At 60.1% G+C, this 23036-nt stretch carries 25 protein-coding genes and 1 pseudogene; 12 read left to right on the top strand and 14 right to left on the bottom strand.

Translation table 11 applies throughout. The features are described from left to right. Positions 1 to 15: 15 nt before the first annotated feature. Complete coding sequence (locus ACGJAX_RS13410; protein ID WP_090317568.1) at positions 16 to 957, top strand: LysR family transcriptional regulator; 942 nt, start codon at positions 16 to 18, stop codon at positions 955 to 957. A 36-nt stretch (positions 958 to 993) separates the two neighbouring features. On the opposite strand, the pseudogene ACGJAX_RS13405 reads toward ACGJAX_RS13410, so the two are convergent. The 4 genes and pseudogenes from ACGJAX_RS13405 to cysK form a co-directional block, all read right to left on the bottom strand. Then, positions 994 to 1720, bottom strand: a pseudogene (locus ACGJAX_RS13405) (EamA family transporter). A gap of 96 nt (positions 1721 to 1816) precedes the next feature. Continuing rightward, on the bottom strand, positions 1817 to 1981 hold the full coding sequence (locus tag ACGJAX_RS13400; RefSeq protein WP_390959373.1) for a hypothetical protein: 165 nt from the start codon (positions 1979 to 1981) through the stop codon (positions 1817 to 1819). A 206-nt stretch (positions 1982 to 2187) separates the two neighbouring features. Continuing rightward, positions 2188 to 3126, bottom strand: coding sequence for an aspartyl/asparaginyl beta-hydroxylase domain-containing protein (locus tag ACGJAX_RS13395; RefSeq protein WP_390959371.1), 939 nt, complete (start codon positions 3124 to 3126; stop codon positions 2188 to 2190). A 235-nt stretch (positions 3127 to 3361) separates the two neighbouring features. Then, complete coding sequence (gene cysK, locus ACGJAX_RS13390) at positions 3362 to 4336, bottom strand: cysteine synthase A (RefSeq protein WP_090317558.1); 975 nt, start codon at positions 4334 to 4336, stop codon at positions 3362 to 3364. A 128-nt stretch (positions 4337 to 4464) separates the two neighbouring features. Here cysK and ACGJAX_RS13385 point away from each other — a divergent pair, with 128 nt between their 5' ends. From ACGJAX_RS13385 to ACGJAX_RS13375, 3 genes are all read left to right on the top strand, one after another. Then, a complete protein-coding gene (locus ACGJAX_RS13385) occupies positions 4465 to 5541 on the top strand; it encodes a DUF748 domain-containing protein (RefSeq protein WP_390959369.1) in 1077 nt (358 codons plus the stop codon). Positions 5542 to 5736: 195 nt separating this feature from the next. Beyond that, positions 5737 to 6582 carry a MoxR family ATPase gene (locus tag ACGJAX_RS13380; protein WP_090317552.1) on the top strand — a complete coding sequence of 282 codons (846 nt, stop codon included), beginning with the start codon at positions 5737 to 5739 and terminating at the stop codon, positions 6580 to 6582. A gap of 18 nt (positions 6583 to 6600) precedes the next feature. Further along, positions 6601 to 7779 carry a VWA domain-containing protein gene (locus ACGJAX_RS13375; RefSeq protein WP_090317549.1) on the top strand — a complete coding sequence of 393 codons (1179 nt, stop codon included), beginning with the start codon at positions 6601 to 6603 and terminating at the stop codon, positions 7777 to 7779. 43 nt (positions 7780 to 7822) lie between these two features. On the opposite strand, the gene ACGJAX_RS13370 is transcribed toward ACGJAX_RS13375, so the two are convergent. From ACGJAX_RS13370 to ACGJAX_RS13355, 4 genes are all read right to left on the bottom strand, one after another. Next, positions 7823 to 8743: a 5-oxoprolinase/urea amidolyase family protein gene (locus tag ACGJAX_RS13370; RefSeq protein ID WP_390959366.1), complete on the bottom strand. Its 921-nt coding sequence runs from the start codon at positions 8741 to 8743 to the stop codon at positions 7823 to 7825. Then, entirely contained in the window at positions 8740 to 9444 is a 705-nt protein-coding gene (locus tag ACGJAX_RS13365) for a carboxyltransferase domain-containing protein (protein ID WP_390959364.1), read from the bottom strand. Before ACGJAX_RS13365 ends, ACGJAX_RS13370 begins: the two co-directional genes overlap by 4 nt. Continuing rightward, positions 9441 to 10193 (bottom strand): 5-oxoprolinase subunit PxpA, encoded by a 753-nt coding sequence (locus ACGJAX_RS13360; RefSeq protein WP_247254726.1) that lies wholly within the window; start codon positions 10191 to 10193, stop codon positions 9441 to 9443. Before ACGJAX_RS13360 ends, ACGJAX_RS13365 begins: the two co-directional genes overlap by 4 nt. A 73-nt stretch (positions 10194 to 10266) precedes the next feature. After that, the gene (locus ACGJAX_RS13355) at positions 10267 to 11553 is read right to left on the bottom strand and encodes an MFS transporter (protein ID WP_090317536.1); all 1287 of its coding nucleotides are present in this window, start codon (positions 11551 to 11553) and stop codon (positions 10267 to 10269) included. Between the two features lie 160 nt (positions 11554 to 11713). On the opposite strand from ACGJAX_RS13355, the gene ACGJAX_RS13350 reads away from it, so the two are divergent. Continuing rightward, on the top strand, positions 11714 to 12628 hold the full coding sequence (locus ACGJAX_RS13350; protein WP_390959362.1) for a LysR substrate-binding domain-containing protein: 915 nt from the start codon (positions 11714 to 11716) through the stop codon (positions 12626 to 12628). A 47-nt stretch (positions 12629 to 12675) separates the two neighbouring features. On the opposite strand, the gene ACGJAX_RS13345 is transcribed toward ACGJAX_RS13350, so the two are convergent. Genes ACGJAX_RS13345 through ACGJAX_RS13335 form a run of 3 tightly spaced genes read right to left on the bottom strand, consistent with a single transcriptional unit; the run spans position 12676 to position 14537 of the window. Further along, positions 12676 to 13218 (bottom strand): DUF2937 family protein, encoded by a 543-nt coding sequence (locus tag ACGJAX_RS13345; protein WP_090317530.1) that lies wholly within the window; start codon positions 13216 to 13218, stop codon positions 12676 to 12678. A gap of 12 nt (positions 13219 to 13230) precedes the next feature. Beyond that, positions 13231 to 14007, bottom strand: a complete 777-nt coding sequence (locus tag ACGJAX_RS13340; RefSeq protein WP_090317527.1) for a class II glutamine amidotransferase — start codon at positions 14005 to 14007, stop codon at positions 13231 to 13233. Between the two features lie 32 nt (positions 14008 to 14039). Continuing rightward, entirely contained in the window at positions 14040 to 14537 is a 498-nt protein-coding gene (locus ACGJAX_RS13335; RefSeq protein WP_090317524.1) for an MFS transporter, read from the bottom strand. A 228-nt stretch (positions 14538 to 14765) separates the two neighbouring features. On the opposite strand from ACGJAX_RS13335, the gene ACGJAX_RS13330 reads away from it, so the two are divergent. Together ACGJAX_RS13330 and ACGJAX_RS13325 are read left to right on the top strand one after the other, a co-directional pair. Then, positions 14766 to 16820 (top strand): prolyl oligopeptidase family serine peptidase, encoded by a 2055-nt coding sequence (locus ACGJAX_RS13330; RefSeq protein WP_390959359.1) that lies wholly within the window; start codon positions 14766 to 14768, stop codon positions 16818 to 16820. A 136-nt stretch (positions 16821 to 16956) separates the two neighbouring features. Further along, positions 16957 to 17430, top strand: coding sequence for a cyclic nucleotide-binding domain-containing protein (locus tag ACGJAX_RS13325; RefSeq protein ID WP_247254729.1), 474 nt, complete (start codon positions 16957 to 16959; stop codon positions 17428 to 17430). On the opposite strand, the gene ACGJAX_RS13320 is transcribed toward ACGJAX_RS13325, so the two are convergent. Then, entirely contained in the window at positions 17427 to 17717 is a 291-nt protein-coding gene (locus ACGJAX_RS13320; RefSeq protein ID WP_090317516.1) for a hypothetical protein, read from the bottom strand. The genes ACGJAX_RS13325 and ACGJAX_RS13320 overlap by 4 nt on opposite strands. A 94-nt stretch (positions 17718 to 17811) precedes the next feature. Here ACGJAX_RS13320 and ACGJAX_RS13315 point away from each other — a divergent pair, with 94 nt between their 5' ends. The 5 genes from ACGJAX_RS13315 (at position 17812) to ACGJAX_RS13295 (ending at position 21055) form a co-directional block, all read left to right on the top strand. Beyond that, the gene (locus ACGJAX_RS13315) at positions 17812 to 18498 is read left to right on the top strand and encodes a spermidine synthase (RefSeq protein ID WP_390959357.1); all 687 of its coding nucleotides are present in this window, start codon (positions 17812 to 17814) and stop codon (positions 18496 to 18498) included. 48 nt (positions 18499 to 18546) lie between these two features. Next, positions 18547 to 18918, top strand: coding sequence for a YajD family HNH nuclease (locus ACGJAX_RS13310; protein WP_007898702.1), 372 nt, complete (start codon positions 18547 to 18549; stop codon positions 18916 to 18918). 226 nt (positions 18919 to 19144) lie between these two features. Then, positions 19145 to 20050, top strand: coding sequence for a hypothetical protein (locus tag ACGJAX_RS13305; protein WP_390959355.1), 906 nt, complete (start codon positions 19145 to 19147; stop codon positions 20048 to 20050). Between the two features lie 73 nt (positions 20051 to 20123). Further along, complete coding sequence (locus tag ACGJAX_RS13300; protein WP_007911337.1) at positions 20124 to 20594, top strand: RNA methyltransferase; 471 nt, start codon at positions 20124 to 20126, stop codon at positions 20592 to 20594. A gap of 83 nt (positions 20595 to 20677) precedes the next feature. Next, complete coding sequence (locus ACGJAX_RS13295; RefSeq protein ID WP_390959353.1) at positions 20678 to 21055, top strand: DUF2892 domain-containing protein; 378 nt, start codon at positions 20678 to 20680, stop codon at positions 21053 to 21055. 130 nt (positions 21056 to 21185) lie between these two features. Here ACGJAX_RS13295 and ACGJAX_RS13290 read toward each other — a convergent pair whose 3' ends face one another. Together ACGJAX_RS13290 and ACGJAX_RS13285 are read right to left on the bottom strand one after the other, a co-directional pair. Beyond that, the gene (locus ACGJAX_RS13290) at positions 21186 to 22418 is read right to left on the bottom strand and encodes a hypothetical protein (protein WP_090317505.1); all 1233 of its coding nucleotides are present in this window, start codon (positions 22416 to 22418) and stop codon (positions 21186 to 21188) included. Between the two features lie 125 nt (positions 22419 to 22543). Next, the gene (locus tag ACGJAX_RS13285; RefSeq protein ID WP_090317502.1) at positions 22544 to 22993 is read right to left on the bottom strand and encodes a YcgN family cysteine cluster protein; all 450 of its coding nucleotides are present in this window, start codon (positions 22991 to 22993) and stop codon (positions 22544 to 22546) included. Between the last annotated feature and the right edge of the window lie 43 nt (positions 22994 to 23036).

The following is a 23036-nucleotide window of genomic DNA, read 5'->3' as shown; positions in this document are numbered from 1 at the left end:
TTGCGAGTGCGGCCGATGACCCGAATTCCTGATGCCAATGTAATCCACAGTCGTCTGCGTCTGCGCCAACTACGGCTGATGCTGGCGTTGCAGGAATTCGGTTCGTTGCGCCGCGCCGCCGATCACATCGGCATGACTCAACCGGCAGCGACCAAAATGCTGCACGAAGCCGAAGACCTGCTCGGCGTCGAACTCTTCGAGCGTTTGCCCCGGGGCATGCGCTCTACCCCGTTCGGGGAAACCGTCATCTACTACGCGCGCATGGTGTTCGCCGAGCTCAGCGGCATGCGCGAAGAACTGGTCGCACTCGAATCCGGCAACCTGGGGCGCGTCGCGGTTGGCGCCATTCCGGCACTGGCCTCGGGACTCTTGACCCGCACCATCGCGACCCTGAAACAAAGCCACCCCCGGTTGTCCATGAGCATCCAGGTCGACACCAGCGACGTACTGGTGCAGGCGCTGTTGCAGGATCAACTGGACATCGTGCTGGGGCGGATTCCCGCCGGAGCGCGGGCTGAAGAGTTGCTGTTCGACAGCCTCGGCGAAGAGGCCTTGTGCGTGATTTCCGGTGCGCAGAACCCACTGGCGAAAGCCACGCAACTGAGTTGGGCCGAACTGCAAAACATGACATGGGTGCTGCAACAACACCCAAGCCCGATGCGCGCAATCATCAATCAAGTGTTCCACAACGCCCGGGTCGACATTCCCAGCAGCATCGTCGAAACCACCTCGATCATGACGTTGCTGTCCCTGATCCAGCAGACCGACATGCTCGGCGTCACGCCGGTGTCCGTGGTCGAAGACTATCCCGGCCGCGATCTGCTGGCGGTGCTACCGATCAAGTTCGAGGCGCGGCTGCCACCCTATGGATTGATCACCCGACGGCATCGCATTCAGTCATCGGCGATGCAGGCGTTCATGAATTCGGTGCGGGCGGAGCATGCGCTGGCCAAATGAAAAAGGCCCGGAGCAACACCCCGGGCCTGCTCATATTTACGCCGTCTTACGGAACACAAACACCAAACCGACAATGATCAGCACCATGCCGAGCATGCTCAGCGGTGCCAGGCGGTTGCCGAAAAACAGATAGTCCATCACCGCCGTCACCGCTGGCACCAGGTAAAACAGACTGGTGACGTTCACCAGATTGCCCCGGGCGATCAAGCGTAGCAGGGCTTCAGTAACCTTGCTCATTCGCTCAGACTACATTGACCTCAGAGCCGAAGGTCATGCTCACCAGCGCCAGCAACCCGAAGAGCATGCCGGCCAGCGACATGCCCGCCAGGCCGATGCCCTGGTAGACCACCATGATCAACCCGGCGAGACCGAGCGACAGGCCGAACATCCGGCTGGCCGAGCGCTGACGCTCCATGATCACCACGGTGAGAATGGGTTGCACGCCCATGATGGTCGCCATCACTCCCGGGGTGACTTTCAGGTCGAGGGCCAGCAGATAGAAAATCTGATAAGCCCCCAGCAACACCACCCCGGTGGCCATGGCATACAGCATCGGCTTGCCGCCCTTGGGCAACTTCAGTTGGAGCAAGGGCACCAGCAGGATCAAGCCGCACAAGGCAATGACAAAGCGCATGAACAGAAAGGCAAAGGGCGATGCGTGAGCCAGCCCCCATTTGGAGAAGATCGCCCCGCTGCTCCACAGCAGGACGAACAGACTCGTGGAAGCCGCCGCGAGCGCGGACTTTTTCGAAAGGACAAACATGAATACCACCTGTAGTCAGGCAAAAAGCCAATTCAGCCGTAGCTGAAATTCAGTTGTTTTTTCAGGCAGGCAGAGGGGAGCAGCAGAAAACGCTGATCAGCCCGAAATGCCAACACCTGGCGGCGAGACCACCGCGCACACTGGCGTGCGACTGACAGGAGGGGGGTAATGACTGATCTGCCCCGGCTGCTGATTCCCGCACGGCACGACGCCAGCGTTGACCGCTGAATCGACTACCGCGTTGATGAGGGATGTAGGCATGGGCTGATCTTTTCTTGAGGGGTGAACATGTGAGTGCTGAAACTCACGGTGCGCCGACTATAACCAGCGCGAGACATCAATTGCAATAAGTTGCGTTGAAGGTAAAGCGTCGAGGTTGTCGTCCGAATCTCTTGGATTTTTCCACTTGGTATTGGTGAAACGAGCGATCCCTGCAGGAGCCGATTTGCCGGCTCCTGCAGGTTCATTCAACCAAACAGCCAATAACCCAACAATGTCAGCACCACCACCGCCAATACCGGGCGCAGTACTCGGTAGGCCTTGGGGTTGCGGCGCTTCCACTGCTTGACCGCACCGCTGAATTTGTCACTGAAGTTCTTGCTCCAGGCGTAGGCCTGGTTGATCCCACCGACGCGCTCGTCGTCAAGGTTCTGCGGCGCGGTTGCCCGCCCCAGCAGGCCGCTGATCGAACGGTTGATACGGGTCATCAGACGGTTGCTCAGCGGTCGCTCGATGTCGCAGAACAGGATGACGCGAGTCTTCTCGGTTTCGTTCTTGACCCAGTGCACGTAGGTTTCATCGAACATCACGTCTTCACCGTCGCGCCAGGCGTACACCTGACCGTCAACGAAAATGCGGCAATCGTCGGAGTTCGGCGTGGACAGGCCGAGGTGATAACGCAGGGAACCGGCGAACGGGTCGCGATGCGGATTGAGGTGACTGCCGCCCGGCAACAGCGCAAACATCGCGCCCTTGACGTTGGGAATGCGGCTGACCAGCTCAACGGTTTTCGGACACAGGAGCTCGGCCGACGGCAACGGCTTGTCGTACCACTTGAGGTAGAAACGCTTCCAGCCCTTTTTGAAGAACGAACCGAAACCGGCGTCGTTGTTCTTCTCGGCGGCGCGAATGTAGCCCTCGTCGAACAGGTGCATCGCTTCGTCGCGAATGACTTCCCAGTTGTCCTTGAGCACATCCAGTTCAGGGAACTTGCTGCGATCCAGGTAAGGTTTCGACGGCACGCCGGAGAACAGGTACATCAGGGCGTTGTAGGGTGCGAACAGCGCCGAATGATTGACGAACTGACGCAACACCGGCAACCGTGCCTTGCCACGCAAATGCACATAGAGGGTGCTACCCAGAAACAGCAGCAACAATGACGCTTTCGCGGCAAAGGAAAAGGTCATCAACAACTCCTTGGAAATAGACACTTTTGCACAACGCCCTTCACCCGGCGCGGCAGTCGGCATGATAAACATTACCGACCTCGGTAAACACCCGCGGGATTCGACATTCAGTGTTTAGGATTGCGCAATAAATGCCTTATTTAGCACAAGCCACTTGAACATTCGCTGACCTGAATCAGCCTCCCGCGATGTCAGGAAGCGCGTCCCTGCGGCACAACCATCCGGCGCCAGGCGGTTACTGCTGATTTTCCTGCTCGGTGAACAGATCGCTGAACAGCATGCTCGACAGGTAACGCTCACCGGAATCCGGCAGGATCACCACAATGGTCTTGCCCTGCATTTCCGGGGTTTCGGCCAACCGGACGGCCACCGCCATCGCGGCTCCGCAGGAAATCCCGCACAAAATCCCTTCTTCCTGCATCAAGCGCAGGGCCATGGCCTTGGATTCCTCGTCACTGACCAACTCCACCCGGTCGACCATTGACAGGTCCAGGTTCTTCGGCACAAAACCGGCACCAATGCCCTGGATCTTGTGCGGGCTTGGCTTGATCTCTTCACCGGCCAGCGCCTGGCTGATCACCGGCGACACCACCGGCTCCACCGCGACCGAGATGATCGGTTTGCCCTGGGTATTCTTGATATACCGCGAAACGCCAGTGATGGTTCCACCGGTTCCGACGCCTGCCACCAACACATCGACAGCACCGTCGGTATCGTTCCAGATTTCCGGGCCGGTGGTTTTTTCATGGATGGCCGGGTTGGCCGGGTTTTCGAACTGCGCCGGCATGAAATATTTCGACGGATCGCTAGCCACTATTTCGCCAGCTTTCTCGATGGCGCCTTTCATGCCCTTGGCGGGCTCGGTCAGCACCAGTTCGGCACCCAGCGCCTTGAGCACCTTGCGACGCTCGATACTCATGGACGCCGGCATGGTCAGCATCAATTTATAGCCACGGGCCGCGGCAACGAAGGCCAGGCCAATGCCGGTGTTACCGGAGGTCGGTTCGACGATGGTCATGCCAGGCTTGAGTTTGCCGGTGCTTTCGGCGTCCCAGATCATGTTCGCGCCAATGCGGCACTTGACCGAATAACCGGGGTTGCGCCCTTCGATCTTGGCCAGGATGGTCACACCGCGCGGGGCGATACGGTTGATCTGTACCAGCGGCGTATTGCCGATGGAATGGGCGTTGTCAGCGAAAATGCGGCTCATGACTGGGTCCTTACTACAGCATTTGGATAAGCGCACAAAGGTATGCCTGTTGGTCGTGGGCGTCCAGTCAGGCGAACGTCCGCGGGCCACCGCAGTCAATCGCTATAGATCGCCAGAGAATTGCCATCATGAAACGTCGATACAGCTGGCCCTTGTGGACCTTCGCAGGCCTTGTCGTGCTGCTGGTTGCCCTGCACATCGCCCTGCCCTACCTGGTGCGCGATTACCTCAATGACAAGTTGGCGGACATGGGCGATTACCGCGGTCAGATCGCTGACGTCGACCTGGCCTTATGGCGGGGCGCCTACAAAATCAACGGTCTGAAAATCGTCAAAGTCGACGGCAAGGTGCCAGTGCCGTTCGTCAATGCACCGTTGATCGACCTCTCGGTCAGTTGGCATTCGCTCTGGTACGACCATGCGGTGGTCGCACGGGTGCAGTTCATCAACCCTGAGGTGAACTTCGTCGATGGCGGAGCCAACAAGCAGAACTCCCAAACGGGTCGGGGCACCGACTGGCGCGCCCAACTGGGCAAACTGCTGCCGATCACATTGAACGAAGTGCGAATTGACGATGGCAAGATCAGCTTCCGCAACTTCAATTCCAAGCCACCGGTGAACATGGACGCCACCAAGGTCAATGCCAGCATCTACAACCTGACCAACGTGGTGGATACCAAAGGCAAACGCGACGCCCGCTTCGAAGGAAAAGCCCTGTTGCTGGGGCAAGCGCCACTGGAGACCAGCGCAACCTTCGACCCCTTGAGCAATTTCGAAAACTTCGAATTTCGCCTGCGGGCCAAGGACATCGAACTCAAACGCATGAACGACTTCGCTTCGGCCTACGGCAAGTTCGATTTCAATGCCGGCCATGGCGATGTGGTCATCGAAGCGCAGGCCAAAAACGCCAAATTGACGGGCTATATCAAACCGCTGCTCAGGGATGTCGACGTGTTCAACTGGCAGCAAGATGTGGAAAACAAGGACAAAGGGATTTTCCGCTCTATTTGGGAAGCCATTGTCGGTGGTTCCGAGACCGTGCTGAAAAACCAGGGCAAGAACCAGTTTGCCACTCGGGTTGAACTCAGTGGCAACGTACATCAGCAAGATGTCAGCGCTTTTCAGGCTTTTTTGCAGATTTTACGTAATGGATTCATTAAGGCATTCAACGCTCGCTATGAAAGCCCCAAGCCGGACGCCGGTTGATAGCCAGAACTCGACAGTGAATAGACGTTCCCCGGCAACCGCCGCGACCAGGTCACGATGTGACGCTCCATTCAGAGACTGAATAAGCCGTCTGCGTTCACAGTTGACCGGGCACCGCGTTATAGTCGGGGCTGACCATTTATTGCGCCCCGCCCTGCCTCGTTCAGGTCGGCGTTACCGTTCGAGGATTAGCAGATGAAGTTCGAAGGCACCCAGGCCTACGTAGCCACCGATGACCTGAAGCTGGCGGTCAATGCCGCCATCACCCTGGAGCGGCCATTGCTGGTCAAGGGCGAACCGGGCACCGGCAAGACCATGCTCGCCGAGCAACTGGCCGAATCCTTTGGCGCCAAGCTGATTACCTGGCACATCAAGTCCACCACCAAGGCTCATCAGGGCCTCTACGAGTACGACGCGGTCAGCCGCCTGCGTGACTCGCAACTGGGCGTGGACAAGGTCCACGACGTGCGCAACTACCTGAAAAAGGGCAAGCTCTGGGAAGCCTTCGAATCCGAAGAGCGGGTGATCCTGCTGATCGACGAAATCGACAAGGCCGACATCGAGTTCCCTAACGACCTGCTGCAAGAACTCGACAAGATGGAGTTCTACGTTTACGAGATCGACGAGACGATCAAGGCCAAGAAACGCCCGATCATCATCATTACCTCCAACAACGAAAAAGAACTGCCGGACGCCTTCCTGCGCCGCTGCTTCTTCCACTACATCGCCTTCCCTGACCGCGTCACGCTGCAGAAAATCGTTGATGTGCACTACCCGGACATCAAGAAAGACCTGGTCAGCGAAGCCCTCGACGTGTTCTTCGACGTGCGCAAGGTGCCAGGCCTGAAGAAGAAGCCATCGACCTCCGAACTGGTGGATTGGCTGAAACTGCTGATGGCCGACAATATCGGTGAAGCCGTGCTGCGCGAGCGCGATCCGACCAAGGCCATCCCGCCGCTGGCCGGTGCCTTGGTGAAAAACGAACAGGACGTGCAACTGCTTGAGCGCCTGGCGTTCATGAGCCGTCGCGGCAGTCGTTGATCATCTGGGGCAAATGCCATGCTGCTCAATCTGTTCAATGAAATGCGCGCAGCCAAGGTCCCGGTCTCGGTGCGCGAACTGCTGGACCTGATCAACGCGCTGAAACAGCGCGTGACCTTCGCCGACATGGACGAGTTCTATTACTTGTCCCGGGCGATTCTGGTGAAGGACGAAAAGCATTTCGACAAGTTCGACCGGGCCTTCGGGGCGTACTTCAACGGCCTGGAAAAACTCGACGACCATTTGCAGGCCCTGATCCCCGAAGACTGGCTGCGCAAGGAATTCGAACGATCGCTGACCGATGAAGAGCGGGCGGCGATTCAGTCCCTCGGCGGTCTGGACAAGCTGATCGAAGAGTTCAAGAAGCGCCTGGAAGAACAGAAGGAACGCCATGCCGGCGGTAACAAGTGGATCGGCACCGGCGGCACCAGCCCGTTCGGCTCAGGCGGGTTCAACCCGGAAGGCATTCGGGTCGGCGATGCCGGCAAGCGCCAGGGCAAGGCGGTCAAGGTCTGGGATCAACGCGAATACAAGAACCTCGACGACTCGGTGGAACTGGGCACGCGCAACATCAAGGTCGCCCTGCGCCGCCTGCGCAAGTTCGCCCGTCAGGGTGCAGCGGAAGAACTGGACATCGATGGCACCATCGATCACACCGCCAAGGACGCCGGCCTGCTGAACATCCAGATGCGTCCAGAGCGGCGCAATACAGTGAAGTTGTTGCTGCTGTTCGACATCGGCGGTTCGATGGACGCCCATGTGAAAGTCTGCGAGGAACTGTTCTCGGCCTGCAAGACCGAGTTCAAGCATCTGGAGTACTACTACTTCCACAACTTCATTTATGAATCGGTGTGGAAGAACAACATGCGCCGCACTTCCGAGCGCACTTCGACCCAGGACGTGCTGCACAAGTACGGCGCCGACTACAAAGTGATCTTCATCGGTGACGCTGCCATGGCGCCCTACGAAATCACCCAGCCCGGCGGCAGCGTCGAGCACTGGAACGAAGAAGCCGGCTACGTGTGGATGCAGCGGTTCAAGGAGAAGTTCAAGAAGCTCATCTGGATCAACCCGTATCCGAAAGACACCTGGGGCTACACCTCCTCGACCAACATTGTGCGGGACTTGATCGAGGACCAGATGTATCCCCTGACCCTTCGCGGGTTGGAGGAAGGGATGCGGTTTCTGTCCAAGTAATCCCGTTGTTCTGCAGGAGCTGGCAAGCCAGCTCCTGCAAGGGTCAACTGAACCGGCTCAAATACTCGACCTGCTCGCGATGCGCCACGTCCTGCACCACCGGCCGCAACCGCACCTTCGCCCCCGGCAGACACTGCGCCAGCCGCGCCAGTGCCAATGGCGTCAACGCCCCCAATCGTGGATAGCCGCCAATGGTCTGCCGATCATTGAGCAGCACGATCGGCTGCCCGTCCGGTGGCACCTGAACGGCGCCCAGCGGGATGCCTTCGGAAATCATCGGCTTGCCCTGATACTGCAACGCCGTGCCCAACAGGCGAATGCCCATCCGGTCGGCGCGACTGTCGAGGTGCCATGGGTTGTTGAACGCATCGAACAGGCTCTGGCCACTGAACTCGCCGATTTGCGCCCCCAGCACCAGGTCCAGCGGCGCCTCCAGCTGCAGATCCGGGCGCTGCTCCGCCGACAATTCCCGCAGCAGCATCACCGAGTTGCCCGAATAGCTCAGCGACTGCCCCTTGCCCAACGGCCGGCCCATGCCGTCCAAGCCACCGAGCGCTTCGCGCACCACCGTCGCGCTGCTGCCCAACACCTTCGGCGCATCAAACCCGCCCGGCGCGGCCAGATAGGCCCGGGCACCAAGCAACGGCTGGGTGAATTGCAGTCGTTGACCTTTGTGCAGCCTGAAGCTGCGCCACGGCGCCAGCGCCTCACCGTCCAGCTGCGCGCCAAGATCGGCACCCGCCAGCGCCAGCACGCAATCATCCTCGGCCACCACTGTGAACCCGCCGAGGGTGATTTCGATCACCGGTGCATCCAGCCTGTTGCCCAGCAGCCAATTGGCCCAGGACAGCGAACGCCAATCCAGCCCGCCGCCCTGGGTCACGCCCAGGTGCCGCACGCCAAAGCGCCCGGCATCCTGCAACAAGCACAACGGCGTACTGGCTTCAATCGTCAGACGGCTCATGCCTGGCCCTCCAGTGGCGTGTCATCACCGCCCAGGTTGATGAACTCGGCGTGCCCCACCGCTTCGAAACGCACGGTGTCGCCCGGCTGCATCAGGCTGTAGCCGTCGCGGTGACGGTCGAACAGCTTGGCCGGCGTGCGACCGATCAGGTTCCAGCCCCCCGGCGACACCACCGGATAGGCTGCCGTTTGCCGTTCGGCGATACCGACACTGCCAGCGGCAACTTTCTTGCGCGGGGTGTCCAGGCGTGGTGCGGCCAGCAGCTCTTCCACCAGCCCCATGAAGGCGAAACCCGGCGCAAAACCCAAGGCGAACACCTGATATTCACGCTCGCTGTGCCGACGGATCACCTCTGCCACCGTCAACCCGCTGCGCTGTGACAACAGGCTCAGCTCCGGGCCGACGCTCAAGTCGTACCAGACGGGCAGGACATGAGAGGTGCCGCCGGTTCGCGCGTTGGGCGACAGATCGATCAAGGCCTCGTCAATCAACTCCCGTGCCTGGGCGGGATTCAACGCGACAAGGTCGTAATGCACCATCAACGTGGTGTACGACGGCACCAGATCGATCAGATGTTCACCGAAAGCGCGGCGCAGACTTTCGCTGGCGGCGAGCATCCACGGCATGTTGGCTTCGGCGATTTCATCGAACAGACGCACCATCAAGCAATCCAGCGCGACCACTTCCACCCGCAGTTTCATGACGCGCTCTGCTGATTCAAGGCCTCGCGAATGCGCTGCACGGCGGCCACCGAACTGGCGTTGTCGCCGTGCACGCACAGGGTGTTGGCCTGCAAATGCAAGGCGCTGCCGTCGCTGGCGGTGAGGGGATCGCCGCGGGCAATGATCAACGCCTGTTCGATGATCTTCTCCGGATCGTGGTGCACGGCGCCCGGCAGTTGCCGTGATACCAACATGCCGGCGCTGTCGTAAGCGCGATCGGCAAAGGCTTCGAACCACAGGGTCACGCCGTATTCATCGCCCATCCGCTGCGCGGCACTGTTGTCGCGGGTGGCCATCAACATCAACGGCAAGCTGCGGTCATAAGCGGCCACGGCCTGCAACACCGCACGCAATTGCGCCGGGTTGGCCATCATGTCGTTGTACATCGCGCCGTGGGGTTTGACGTAACTGACCCGACCGCCCTGGGCCCGGCAAATGCCGTCGAGGGCACCGATCTGGTAATGCAGGATGTCCTGGAGTTCCTGAGCAGCGTAGGCCATGGAGCGGCGGCCGAAGCCCACCAGGTCCTGATAGGCGGGATGGGCGCCGATCCGTACGCCATGGCTGAGGGCCAGGCTGACGGTCTTGCGCATGATGCTCGGGTCGCCGGCATGGAAACCGCAGGCGATGTTGGCGCAATCGATAAAGGGCATGACCTCGGCGTCCAGACCCATGGTCCAGTTGCCGAAACTCTCGCCGATGTCGCAGTTCAATAGCAGGCGGCTCACGGTGAACACTCCTGTAGGCATTATTCTTTTTAGCTGCGGGACAAATCTGTAAGACAGGCCCGCAGATTATCAGTTACCGGGCGTCGAGTTGCTTGCCACGGGTTTCCGGCAAACTCAGGGCCGCGAGGATCACCACGCCGTAGGAAACCGCCGCGAAGGCGCCGATTCCCACACTCAACGGCACTTTCTGGCTGAGCAAACCGATCAGCAGCGGGAACAATGCCGCCAGCGCCCGGCCGATGTTGTAGCAAAAGCCCTGGCCTGAACCGCGAATGCGCGTCGGGAACAATTCGGTCAGGAACGCGCCCATGCCGCTGAAGATGCCTGAGGCGAAGAAACCCAGCGGGAAGCCCAGCCAGAGCATCACACCGTTGCTGACCGGCAGTTGGGTGTAGAGCAACACAATGGTGAAGGAGCCGACCGCAAACAGGATGAAATTCTTTTTGCGGCCGAGGATGTCGGTCAAGTAGGCACTGATGACGTACCCGACGTAGGACCCGACGATCACCATCGCCAGATAACCGCTCGTATTGAGTACGCTCAAACCGCGTTCGTTCTTCAGAAAAGTCGGCAGCCAGGACGTGATCGCGTAGTAGCCACCCAACGCGCCGGTGGTCAGCAGCGAAGCGCGAATCGTGGTGAAGAGCATGCCGGGGGCGAAGATCTCGTAGAACTTCGACGGATTGCTCGGCTCCTGCCTGGCTTTGGCTTCGCGGTAGATTTCCGGGTCCTTGACCAGACGACGGACGAAGATCACGAAAATCGCCGGCACGATGCCAAGAATGAACAGCGCACGCCAGGCATCTTCGGCAGGCAACACCGAGAACAGCAGCGCATAGAGGATTGCCGTCAGCCCCCAACCCAGCGCCCAGCCGGATTGCACCATGCCGACGGCCTTGCCGCGATCCTGGGCGCGGATGACCTCACCCATCAGGACCGCGCCAGCCGTCCACTCACCACCGAAACCGAAGCCCATCAGGGTGCGAGCAATCAACAGCTGTTCGTAGTTCTGGGCAAAACCGCAGAGGAAGGTAAAGAAGGCAAACCACAACACCGTCAATTGCAAGGTACGCACGCGGCCGATTCGGTCGGAGAGAATGCCGGCCACCCATCCACCGATGGCCGAAGCGATCAAGGTGCTGGTATGAATCAGCCCGGCCTGCCCGGTGGTGATGCCCCACATGGCAATCAGGGTCGGCACCACGAAGCTGAGCATCTGGGTGTCCATGCCGTCCAGGCCATAGCCGATCTTGCAGCTCCAGAAGGTGCGACGTTCTTGCTGATTGATGTTGCGATACCAATCGAAAGGTCCCGGACGCGCCGTGGCTTTCGCGATGAAGGGGGTGTCTGGCGCACTCATGGCAAATCTCCGCGCTGATTTTATTGGTATTGTTCTGAGCCCCGACGACGCCTATCGTGGGAACCGGATGCGTCGATTTTTGGGCTGCTTGCCCTGTGGCGTCCAACTAATAAAAACCCGCCCTAGACATAAGAAATCTTTATCCCCCCGAGCCAATCCCATGAACCTGAAGTTTCTCGAGACCTTCGTCTGGGTCGCCCGACTCAAGAGCTTTCGCCTGACCGCCGACAAACTCTTCACCACCCAGGCGTCAATCTCCAGCCGCATCGCCGTGCTCGAAGGCGAGCTTGGGGTAAAGCTGTTTCTGCGAGATTCCCGTGGCGTGAGCCTGACGCCGGAAGGCTTGAAGGTGCTCGATTATGCCGAGCAGATGATGGACACCATGCAGGCGTTGCGGCAGTCGATCGAGAACCGTTCGAGCAAGGCCGGACGCGTGCGCATCGGTGTGATGGACACGGTCATCCACACCTGGCTCAGCCCGTTGGTGGCCCAAATGACCGATCACTATCCACTGGTGGAGATCGAGCTGGTGGCCGATACCTCGCTGAACCTCTGCGATCAGCTGCAAACAGGCTTTCTCGATGTGATCCTGCAAACCGACCTGTTGCGCCAGGAAAGCGTCCGCAGCCTGGAACTGGCCAGCCATCCCATGGGCTGGATCGTCGCCAGTAATTCCCTCTATAACCGTGAGTATTCAGGCGTCGCCGATCTGGCGAATGAACGGATCATCACCTACTCGAAAAACTCTCATCCGCACCAGGAAGTGCTCGCGCTGATGCAGGCCAATGGCGTCATGGCGCCACGACTGAACTGCGTAAACTCGGTATCGGCGATTACCCGATTGTTGCGCGATGGCTTCGGGATTGGTGCGTTGCCGCCAGTGCTGGTGGCCGAGGAACTGGCGCGCGGGGAATTGACCTTGCTGGCCATCGACCAGCGCCCGCCGAACCTGCAGGTGGTGGTGTCGTGGCGGGTGGGGGTGGAGTGGGTCGAAGAGATTGTGGCGTTGTGTCAGCAGGTGCTGGAGGGGTATGCGCGCAGGGTGGGAGAAAGCTACATCGTATTGGCGACCTAACAAATCTTGTGGCGAGGTCGCTTGCTTCCCCGCCACAAGGGCCGTGTTTACAACCCGCGCAAATCCCGTTCCTCGATCGGCCGACTCTGGCGCAGGCGCTTGCCGCCCAGCACCACCCAGTCAATCAGTCGGAACAGGCATTCCAGGCCGAACGACAGCAACATCGCGCCGCTCATGCCCCAGATCATCGCTTCCGGTGTCAACAGGATCTGGTAGCCGTAGCCATTCCAGGTTTCCTTGCGAATATCCGGATCGGCGGCCAGTACCACTTGCAGGAACCGGATGTACCAGGGGCCCTGCATCGCCTGGAACTGCTTGTCCAGCGCCAGCTGACGGGTCAGCAGGTTGCTCAGGCTGTCGGCGTCGCTGCGGAAAATCGGGTCTTCGCTGGCGCGATAATGGGCCACCAGGGCCTGCATATCGCCCTTGAAGAACTGATTGGCCGTGCCCTGAAAGCCGCTCAGGCTGGCCTGCGCTTCAATCAGATGGGCCTCCACCCGCTTGGCGTAATCATTGATGAACCCCGGCACCTGGACACCGATCAACAGGCCCGCCGCGAACAACACCAGCCGTAGATAACTGAGCAACATGGGGAAGAATCCTTATTCGGTCCTGCCCTGGCTGACGCATTCGCCGCGTCGCCACAGGCTCCATTGGCCCGGTTCATAGCGGGTCCAGGTTTCGTTTTCGGTCAAGGGTTCGGTGGCGATCACCGTCACCACGTCGTTGGGGGTGGTTTCGGCCTGGAAGTCGACGATGACGTCGACGTCCTTCAGGCGCGCCGGGCCGAACGGGGCGCGACGGGTGATCTGCGCCAATTTGGTCGAGCAATAGCAGAACAGCCAATCGCCGTCGCTGAGCAGGCAGTTGAACACGCCTTTGCTGCGGTATTCGGCACACGCGGCCACCAGGTCGGGCAGCAGTTCCTCGACCTCGACCGGCTCGGGGAACGCCGCCCGAACACGGTTGAGCAAATCGCAGAACGCCGCTTCGCTGTCGGTATCGCCCACCGGACGGTAGAAACTGGCGCCCGGTTGAAAGTCCGCCAGTTGGCCGTTATGGGCAAAACACCAGTTACGGCCCCACAACTCGCGCACGAAAGGATGGGTATTGGAGAGGCAGACCTTGCCGACGTTGGCCTGGCGGATGTGCCCGATCACCACCTCGCTCTTGATCGGATAGCGCTGAACCAGGTTCGCGACTTCCGATTCGCAGCTCGCCGCCGGGTCCTGGAACAAGCGCAAGCCCCGGCCTTCATAGAAGGCGATGCCCCAGCCGTCGCGATGCGGACCGGTACGGCCGCCACGCTGCATCAGCCCGGTAAAGCTGAACACGATATCGGTAGGCACATTGGCGCTCATGCCCAATAACTCACACATGCTCGGACTCTCGCTTCAGGCCAGGGGCGACGTTACAGACGGGGTTCGACCCGCATCCGCTGGGGATTGCTCGGCACAGGGGGACGCCCATAGCGATCGTCGCCGGCGCCGCCGAAGGCGCGTTCTTCTTCCGGCTCCTCGGCAAGCGCCGCGGCTTTGGCGGCTTCGGCCTTTTCCTTGCGTGCATTGGAGGCACGCTCGATCGGGAAGCGGATCGCCACGAATACCAGGTAAATGCCGAACGCGATCATGCCGTACATGAACAGATCGGAAATCGCCCGCCACGCGTTGTTGCCGACCTTGAACAACAGATCAAGGGCCGTAATGGCGATGGCCGGGGCGACCTTTTCCTTTACAGGGTCGATGATGGTCGGGGAAAACAGCAGCACCGCCACCAGCAGCCGCAGCGGCTCACGCAGCCAACGCCACATCCAGCGGGTGATGCGCATCCACACCAACAGGCAGCCCAAAGCGGCAAAGGCGTAGAGGCCCCAAGCGATCAGATAGTCGTTCTCGGTCATGGTGTCCATGGCAAGGCAGGCAAAGAGGCGCTTATGATAACGACTTTTCGTCCGTCAGGCTGCATCAATGGCAGCCGCTCGGGAGACAGTACCTGTGGGAGCGAGCTTTCTCGCGATGAGGCCAGCACATCCAGCATCCATACTGACGGTCAGAACGCTATCGTCGGAACGCCGCCCGGAGCAAACTCGCCCCCACAGGTTCAAAACCCCATTCCGTATACAGTTCGAGAGCCCTCCATGCCGCTATCCGCCACCCTTTACGACGCTCCGGTTGCCCACAAGGCCGAAGGTTCCGACCCGTATGCCTGGCTGCAAGAGCGCGATACCGATGCAGTGCTCGACTACCTCAAGGCTGAAAACAGCTATCAGGAGGCGCAAACCGCCGACCAGGCCGGGCTGCGTGAAACCCTGTTCGAAGAGATCAAGGGCCGGATTCTCGAGACCGACCTGTCCCTGCCCTCCCCGTGGGGACCTTACCTGTATTACACGCGCACCACGGCGGGTGACGAGTACGCCCGCCACTATCGCTGCCCGCGCCCGGCCGACGACAGCCTGCAACTCGATGAAAGCCGGGAACAACTGCTGCTTGACCCGAACCTGTTGGCCAATGGCGGCTTTTTCTCCCTGGGTGCGTTCAGCATCAGCCCGGACCACCAGCGCCTGGCCTACAGCATCGACTCGACGGGCGATGAGATTTACACACTGTTCGTGAAGGAATTATCCGACGGACGCGTCAGCGAACTGGAGTTCCAGAACTGCGACGGCAGCATGACCTGGGCCAACGACAGCCTGACCCTGTTTTTCGGCGAGCTGGACGACACCCATCGTCCGCACAAGCTGTACCGCTATCGCCTTGACGGCACGGCGGCCGAAGAAGTGTTCCATGAGCCGGACGGCCGGTTCTTCATGCATTGCTACCGCTCGAGTTCCGAGCAGCAATTGCTGCTGTCTGTGGGCAGCAAGACCACCAGCGAAGTCTGGGTACTGGACGCCAACCAGCCGCAACAAGCCTTCAGCTGCATCGCGCCACGGGTCGAGGATCACGAGTACGATGTCGACCACGGCGCGCGCAACGGCCAATGGACCTGGTTCATCCGCAGCAACCGCGACGGCATCAACTTCGCGTTGTATACGGCGATTGACCGTGGTGTGGCGCCGAACGAAGCCGATTGGCAGATCCTGATTCCCCATAGCGACACCGTGATGATCGACGGCATGAGCCTGAATGCCGGGGCCATGACGCTCAGCCTGCGTGAAGGCGGCTTGCCGATCATCGAAGTTCACCCGCAAGACCTGCCGAGCTACCGGGTGCAACTGCCGGACGCGGCCTACAGCCTGCATGTGCAAAACAGCCTGGAGTTCGTCAGCGAGCGGATTCGGCTGCGCTACGAAGCGTTGAACCGTCCGGCGCAAATCCGCCAGTTGGAACTGAACACAGGCGATCAAAAAGTCCTCAAGCAAACCCCGGTGCTCGGCCCGTTCGACGCCGACGCCTATGTCAGCCAACGCCTGTGGGCCACCGCGCCGGACGGTACGCAGGTGCCGATCAGCCTGGTGGTCAAACGCGAAGCGCTCGGCAAACCGGTGCCGCTGTATTTGTACGGTTACGGCGCTTATGGCGAAAGTCTCGACCCGTGGTTCTCCCACGCACGCCTGAGCCTGCTCGATCGCGGCATGGCGTTTGCCATCGCTCACGTGCGCGGCGGTGGCGAACTGGGTGAAGCCTGGTATCGCGCCGGCAAGCAGGAACATAAACACAACACGTTCAGCGACTTCATCGCCTGCGCCGAACATTTGATCGCCAACGGCTTCACCAGCGCTGCGCAACTGGCGATCAGCGGTGGCAGCGCCGGTGGCCTGCTGATCGGTGCGGTGCTCAACCAGCGACCGGAATTGTTCGGCGCGGCGATTGCCGAAGTGCCGTTCGTCGACGTGCTCAACACCATGCTCGACCCGGACCTGCCGCTGACCGTCACTGAATACGATGAATGGGGCAATCCTGAGGAACCGGACGTCTATGATCGGATCAAGGCCTACGCCCCGTACGAAAACATCTCTGCGCAAGCCTATCCGGCGACCCTGGTGATCGCCGGCTACAACGACAGCCGTGTGCAGTACTGGGAAGCGGCCAAGTGGGTGGCTAGGTTGCGCGCGACCAAAACCGACACCAACCCCCTGCTGCTCAAGACCGAACTGGGCGCCGGGCATGGCGGGATGAGTGGTCGATATCAGGGATTGCGTGACGCAGCGCTCGAATACGCATTTTTGTTCAAGGTTCTGGGGGTTGCCTGAGGAACCTGGCCCGACGAACCGGTCTTAAGACCAGCACATCGTGCCCGATACAACGATAGATCCCTGTGGGAGCTTGCTCGCTCCCACAGGGATTGGGGAAATCCGAACCTGGACACAACAAAAAAGACCGCACGACATGTCAGAACCGACCTTGCTCAACAACGAAATCCGCGACTGGCTGATGGATTGCGGCCTGTTCAACCAACTGCTGCCAGCGGACTTTGCCGCGGCCTCGGGCTACTTCAGCATCAGCACCATTGCCCAGGGCGAAGAAATTTTCCATGAAGGCGACGCCGGCAGCTTCATGTGCATCATCCATACCGGACAAGTGGCGGTACAGAAAACCACCAGCGACGGGCAACTGTTGACCATCGCCACCCTGCGCAGCGGCCGCTCCTTCGGCGAAATGGCCGTGCTCGATGGCGAACGTCGCTCGGCCAGCTGCGTGGCCGCGAGCAACTGCCAGTTGCTCAACCTGGGCAAGGACTCTCTGGAAAAGATGCTCAACGACGCGCCGAAAATCGCCGCCAAGATCATCCGCGCCCTCGCCGTTTCGCTCTCCAAACGCTTGCGCATGGCCGACGGGCAACTGCTTCTACAGCAGGTCTAACCTCCGGGCGATTTGGCTTTCGGCGGGTTGGGCTCAATCCCCGGCACCGGCTGATCCTTGGTCGGCGGGCTGGGCATCTCGATCGGCACCAAAGGCGGACCACTGCTGCCAGGGCCGACTTTCGGCACGGGCGCGGGGCTGATTTGCGGATAGGGCGTGGGCGTCGCGGTCCCCGGCGAGCCGGGCTGCGGCGCGGGCGTGACGGGAGTGGTTTGCTGCTGTTGGGCCTGCACTGCAGTAATCGAGAGCGCGGCCAGGGCAATGACCGTTAGAATGGTGCGCTTCATCAATGGCTCCGTTGGCCTTGTTGTCCTGTGCAGGCTACTCCCAACTGCGCCCGTTTGCCCTCCCCGTCTTGCCAATTCTTCTCAAGAGAGCCCCATGAAACGTTTCGTTCTGCTCGACACCGCGCCAATCCCTGAAAATGGCGGAGCCCTGTGCCTGTTCGAGTACGGCGAGGATTTCGTCATCAAGATCCAGGGGGGTGACGGCGGGCAACTCATGAACACGCGCATGCACGGCTCCGAGGATGCGCTGGCCGAAATCCCCTGCCGCAAGGTCGCCGGACGCCCGAATTCACGGGTGCTGATCGGTGGCCTGGGCATGGGTTTTACCCTGGCCTCGGCGCTCAAGCATCTGGGCAGGACCGCTGAAGTGGTGGTCGCGGAACTGGTGCCCGGCGTGGTCGAGTGGAATCGCGGGCCGTTGGGCGAAAAGTCCGGCAACCCGCTGCTCGACCCGCGCACGGTCATCCGCATGGAAGATGTGGCTAAAGTGCTGCAAGCCGAACCCCAGGGCTTCGATGCGATCATGCTCGATGTCGATAATGGTCCCGAAGGCCTGACCCAGAAAGCCAACAGCTGGCTGTACTCCGCCGGCGGCCTGAGTGCCTGCGCCAAGGCTCTGCGGCCCAAAGGCGTGCTGGCGGTCTGGTCGGCCAGCGCGGATCGGCAGTTTTCCGACAAACTGAAAAAAGCCGGGTTCAAGGCCGAGGAAGTGCAAGTCTTCGCCCATGGCAACAAGGGCACCCGGCACACCATCTGGATTGCCGAAAAGCTCAAGGGCTGAGCTAAACTGGCTGCATAACCGTCATTAGTCTTTTACAAAGGTGAACCCATGAGTTCGTCCACACCGACCAATACCTCGAAGCTGGATCGCATCCTCGCCGACAACCAGCGCGACAAGGAAATGGGTTACCGCGACAAGGCCCTGAAGATGTACCCGCACGTCTGCGGCCGCTGCGCCCGTGAATTCTCCGGCAAGCGCTTGAGCGAACTGACCGTGCACCACCGCGACCATAACCACGACAACAACCCTCAGGACGGTTCGAACTGGGAATTGTTGTGCCTGTATTGCCACGACAACGAACACTCGCGCTATACCGACCAACAGTATTTCGACGAAGGCTCGCTGAGCACGCCGAAAATCGCCAAGGCCACGCATAACCCGTTTGCCGCTCTGGCGGGCCTGATGAAAAAAGAAGATTGAAAATCACCGGCAGGAGCGAGATCGCTCGCTCCTGCCGGGATCGTGTCAACAACCCGGCAAAACCTGCCAACTGCCGGCGACAATCTGCCGCTACCGGCAAAAACATCCTGCCCTTCTCTCAGGCTGTAACGTGTCCAAACCGTTACAAACCGCCCTCTCCATGGCCATCATCCGCTGATGGCACTGTTCTTGCGATGTATCAGCCTCAATACATTGAGCGCTGCTCATGTCGCCTCTGAACCGCGTCATACATGGACAGACCCGTTTTATGAATGTGACCTCTACCTTCAATAGCACCGCCATCCTGGCCTACAACAACACGACCGATGCGAAGGCCGGATCCATCGCCCGTGACAGCGAGCAGGCGGCCGGTAAAAGCAAAAACGACGATTCGCTCAGCCTCTCTAAAACAGCCGCCGACTACAGCGGTTCGATTGCCGGCAACGCGCCGTTTTTTCCGGTGCGCCCAGGCATGAATGCGGATGCCCTCGTACTGGGTGTCACCCAGCCGGGCGCGGTTTCCAGCTCAACCGGTAAAACCTTTGACGAAGTGGCCACCGATGCTCGCAAACGGATGGATCAGAAATACGCTCAGATGAAGACCGGCGACAAGCCCTACACCGGCAACGCCGAAGACCGCAATGCGCTGATGGGCGATCTGGATCGACGCTCGCTCAACGCCGTCGCGAGGAACCAGGGCGGACAGTTTTCGAAGGACGAGCAGGACGCAGCGAAAGCGTTGATGCAGCAACAGGCTCGACTGGCGTCGGGCTACTTCAGCGGCCCGGACGATCAAAAGAAATACTGGAAAGACCCCTTCGCCAATGACCCGGTCGGTCGGGCCAAGGCAGCGCTGAACTTCCTCGATAAGATGAGCCCCGAAGAGAAGAACACGCCGCAGTGGCTGTCCCAACACCTAACGTTGGCGAACGCATTGAATCAGTACGCCAATGGCAGCAAGGACTCCGCAGATACGGGGAAACAAGCCGGTCACTTCCATAATCTTGCCGAAATCCTGGCAGGCGTCGATACCGACCCGGGAACCAGCAAAAACCCGCAGTACGAACAGATCAACAATGCCGGGAATGCCATGATGGACAGGATCAAGGCGCTCATGCCGGCAACGCAGTGAGCCTGTCGCCGAATCAGCGGCCTGCCGCCAAACCCCGTATAATCGCGCTTTTTTCCTGAAAGGCGCTTCGCTCGTGGCAGACAAACGGTACAGCTGCATTGGTTTGTATAACCCTAAATCACCGGAGAACGTCGGTTCGGTGATGCGCGCCGCTGGCTGTTATGGCGTGGCGTCGGTGTTCTACACCGGCAAGCGCTATGAGCGCGCCGCCGACTTCGTCACCGATACCAAGCGCGTTCACTACGACATCCCGCTGATCGGCATCGACGACCTGAAAAAAATCCTGCCCCTCAATTGTGTTCCCGTCGCCGTGGAATTGGTGGAAGGCGCTCGTCCGCTGCCCGAATACACGCACCCGGACCGTGCGCTGTACATCTTCGGTCCGGAAGACGGCTCGCTGGATAAAGAGATTCGCGACTGGTGCGAAGACGTGGTCTATATCCCGACCACCGGTTGCATGAACCTGGCCGCCACGGTCAACGTTGTGCTCTACGACCGCATGGCCAAGGGGCTCAACACCCGTTCAGGGCCCAAATTCCGCTGAATCGTCGTACATCCGATGGAACGAGCTACCCGCCCCGGCAGTCAGCTTAACTATCCATTCCCGATCCTGCCTGGAGACAGATCATGAGCGAACTCAAACGCGTTGAACGTATCGAATCCACCCCGTTCCAGACGCACACCGAGCAGAATGTGCAGGGCTGGGAGCGCATCGGTTCCCTGGCCGGTGGTGTGGTGATGGTGGGCAAGGGCCTGCGTCGTGGCGGCATCTTCGGTTTGATTCAAGTGGCGATCGGCGGTGTTGCCCTGGCTCGCGGCATCACCGGCCATAGCTCGGCGAAAAGCCTGCTGGAAAAAAGCCGTCAGGACATGGATAACGTACGGGCAAAAATCCAGCGGGCTGGCGAGGACTTGAGCCGGCTGAAGGCGAATGCCGAAGCGGCGACCAAAACGGCGACCGTGACCGGGAATGACTCCTTGAAGTCGCCGAAATCCGGGGTTTGATCCGAGACAGGCGGTGAGGCTTATGGCCGCTTCGCTGGCAAGCCAGCTCCAACAGTTGATCGGTTTCGCTCACAAGGGGTGTGACTGACAAGAATCCGATGCAGGAGCTGGCTTGCCAGCGATGGCGGATTTACTGGATCAGCGCGGTATCCAGTACTTTGGAAGACTCGCCCAGCACGCTCTCGCTGAGCTGCACGAACGCCTTGGTGTCAACGCTCTGCAAGCGCATCGCCCCGCGCAACACATCATCCAGCGAACGCTTGTTGCGTGTCTTCAGGCGGATTTCGCGATCCAGTTCCTGCAGCAGCACCACCGCTTTTGAAACCTGCGCCGGGCTGAGCTGTTCACCACGCAAAGTGCTGACGTTCTGACTGTTCTTGCTCAACCGCTCCTGCAGACTCTGATACCGCTCGTCACTCATGCCACCGGCACGGCGTATCAGCTCGATGGCGTAATACTCGGCAAACCCTTCGCTGATCCAGTCACTGCGCTGCGTATCGTTGATCCGTCCGAAAACCTGGGCCAACTCACGCACCAAGGCACTGGTGCCGCTTTCGCTGACCAGTGGCAGGCGGCTGTTCAGGTAGATCGACTCGTGCGCCGCCAGGCTGCCGCGCCACATCGGATCGTTGGCGCCGACAATCAGCAGTTTGGCAGGATGACGAGGGAACACGGCTTGCACTTGCGGCCAGACAAAGGTCAGCAGCGTCAGCACATCCATGCGGCGCATGCCCTGGCCCCGGGGTGAGGCCACGGTGACTTCGGTTTCACCCAGTCGGGTGCGACGACTGCCAAGGTGCCCGGCAAGCATCCAGCCGGTCGGCCGGTCAAACAGTCGCGACACGTTGTCGATGCGGAACTTGTTCTTGCCGATCCGCGGCCAGGCGGTTTCAACGCTTTTCCAGCCGCTGGGCAATTCGAATTCAAGGCGCGAAATCAGCTCGATGCCATCCTGCTGATCGAGTTTGGCGGCAGGCACCAGATCGTCGCCGCGCATCAATGCCCAGGTGGGGGTCATGCGCGTGTCGAAGCTGCCACTCTTGCGCCCATGGCTGATGCGTACGCGGTAGGTCAGGCTGGCCTTGTCGGCGGCCGGACGCCAGACACCACGGGCCTGTTTGCCAGGGGTGAGCTGCCATTGGCCGTCGGCCTTGAAATCGCTGTAGTGGCTGCCGTCGCCGAGGTCGAAGTCCAGGCTGCGTACCGCCGAGCCCTGGGCCAGCGTCAGCCGTACCTCGGCCTGATCACTTTGCGGCAACAGGCGCACGTGATAATCCAGATCGACTTTCTTCCCCGCCGCCCACGCGGGCGAACTCAGGGTCAGCAACCCTATGACCAACGCCCGCCGCCATCCCACAGCCATACACCCTCCTAGTGTGGCGAGCGAGCTTGCTCGCGCCGGGCTGCGAAACAGCCCCATCTTTTTTGTAATCACCGTCAATTTTGTGAGCACTTGCCCCCAAGCGCGAGCAAGCTCCCTCGCCACCATCAACCCGCGCGGAAAATCAGATGATCTTCCCAATCATCCTCGGCCACGCTGCCTTCGGCGAGCATGCGCCCGGACTGGGAAATGCGTTCATGGTGCACCGCGTCACGGTCCCCGCAAACCAGGTGATGCCACAGCGGCAAATCCTTGCCCTCGCTGACCAGGCGATAACCGCAAGTCGGCGGCAGCCATTTGAATTCGTCGGCCTTGCCCGGGGTGAGCTGGATGCAGTCCGGCACGAAGTCACGACGGTTGGGATAGTTGGTGCACTGGCAGGTTTTCAGGTCCAGCAATTTGCAGGCAATGCGCGTGTAATAGACGCTGTTGTCGTCTTCATCTTCGAGCTTTTGCAGGCAGCACAGGCCACAGCCGTCGCACAGCGATTCCCATTCCTCTTGATCCAGTTGATCGAGGGTTTTGCGTATCCAGAACGGTTCGACTTTGGCGGCCATGGCTCAAGCATCTACATCAGGTGATGAAAAGGCCGCCAGTCTA

This window comes from Pseudomonas moorei (genome assembly GCF_042846945.1).
Classification (GTDB): Bacteria; Pseudomonadota; Gammaproteobacteria; order Pseudomonadales; family Pseudomonadaceae; genus Aquipseudomonas; species Aquipseudomonas moorei.
The sequence above is the reverse complement of the archived record's forward strand: the minus strand, read 5'-3'. Positions and strand labels throughout refer to the sequence as shown.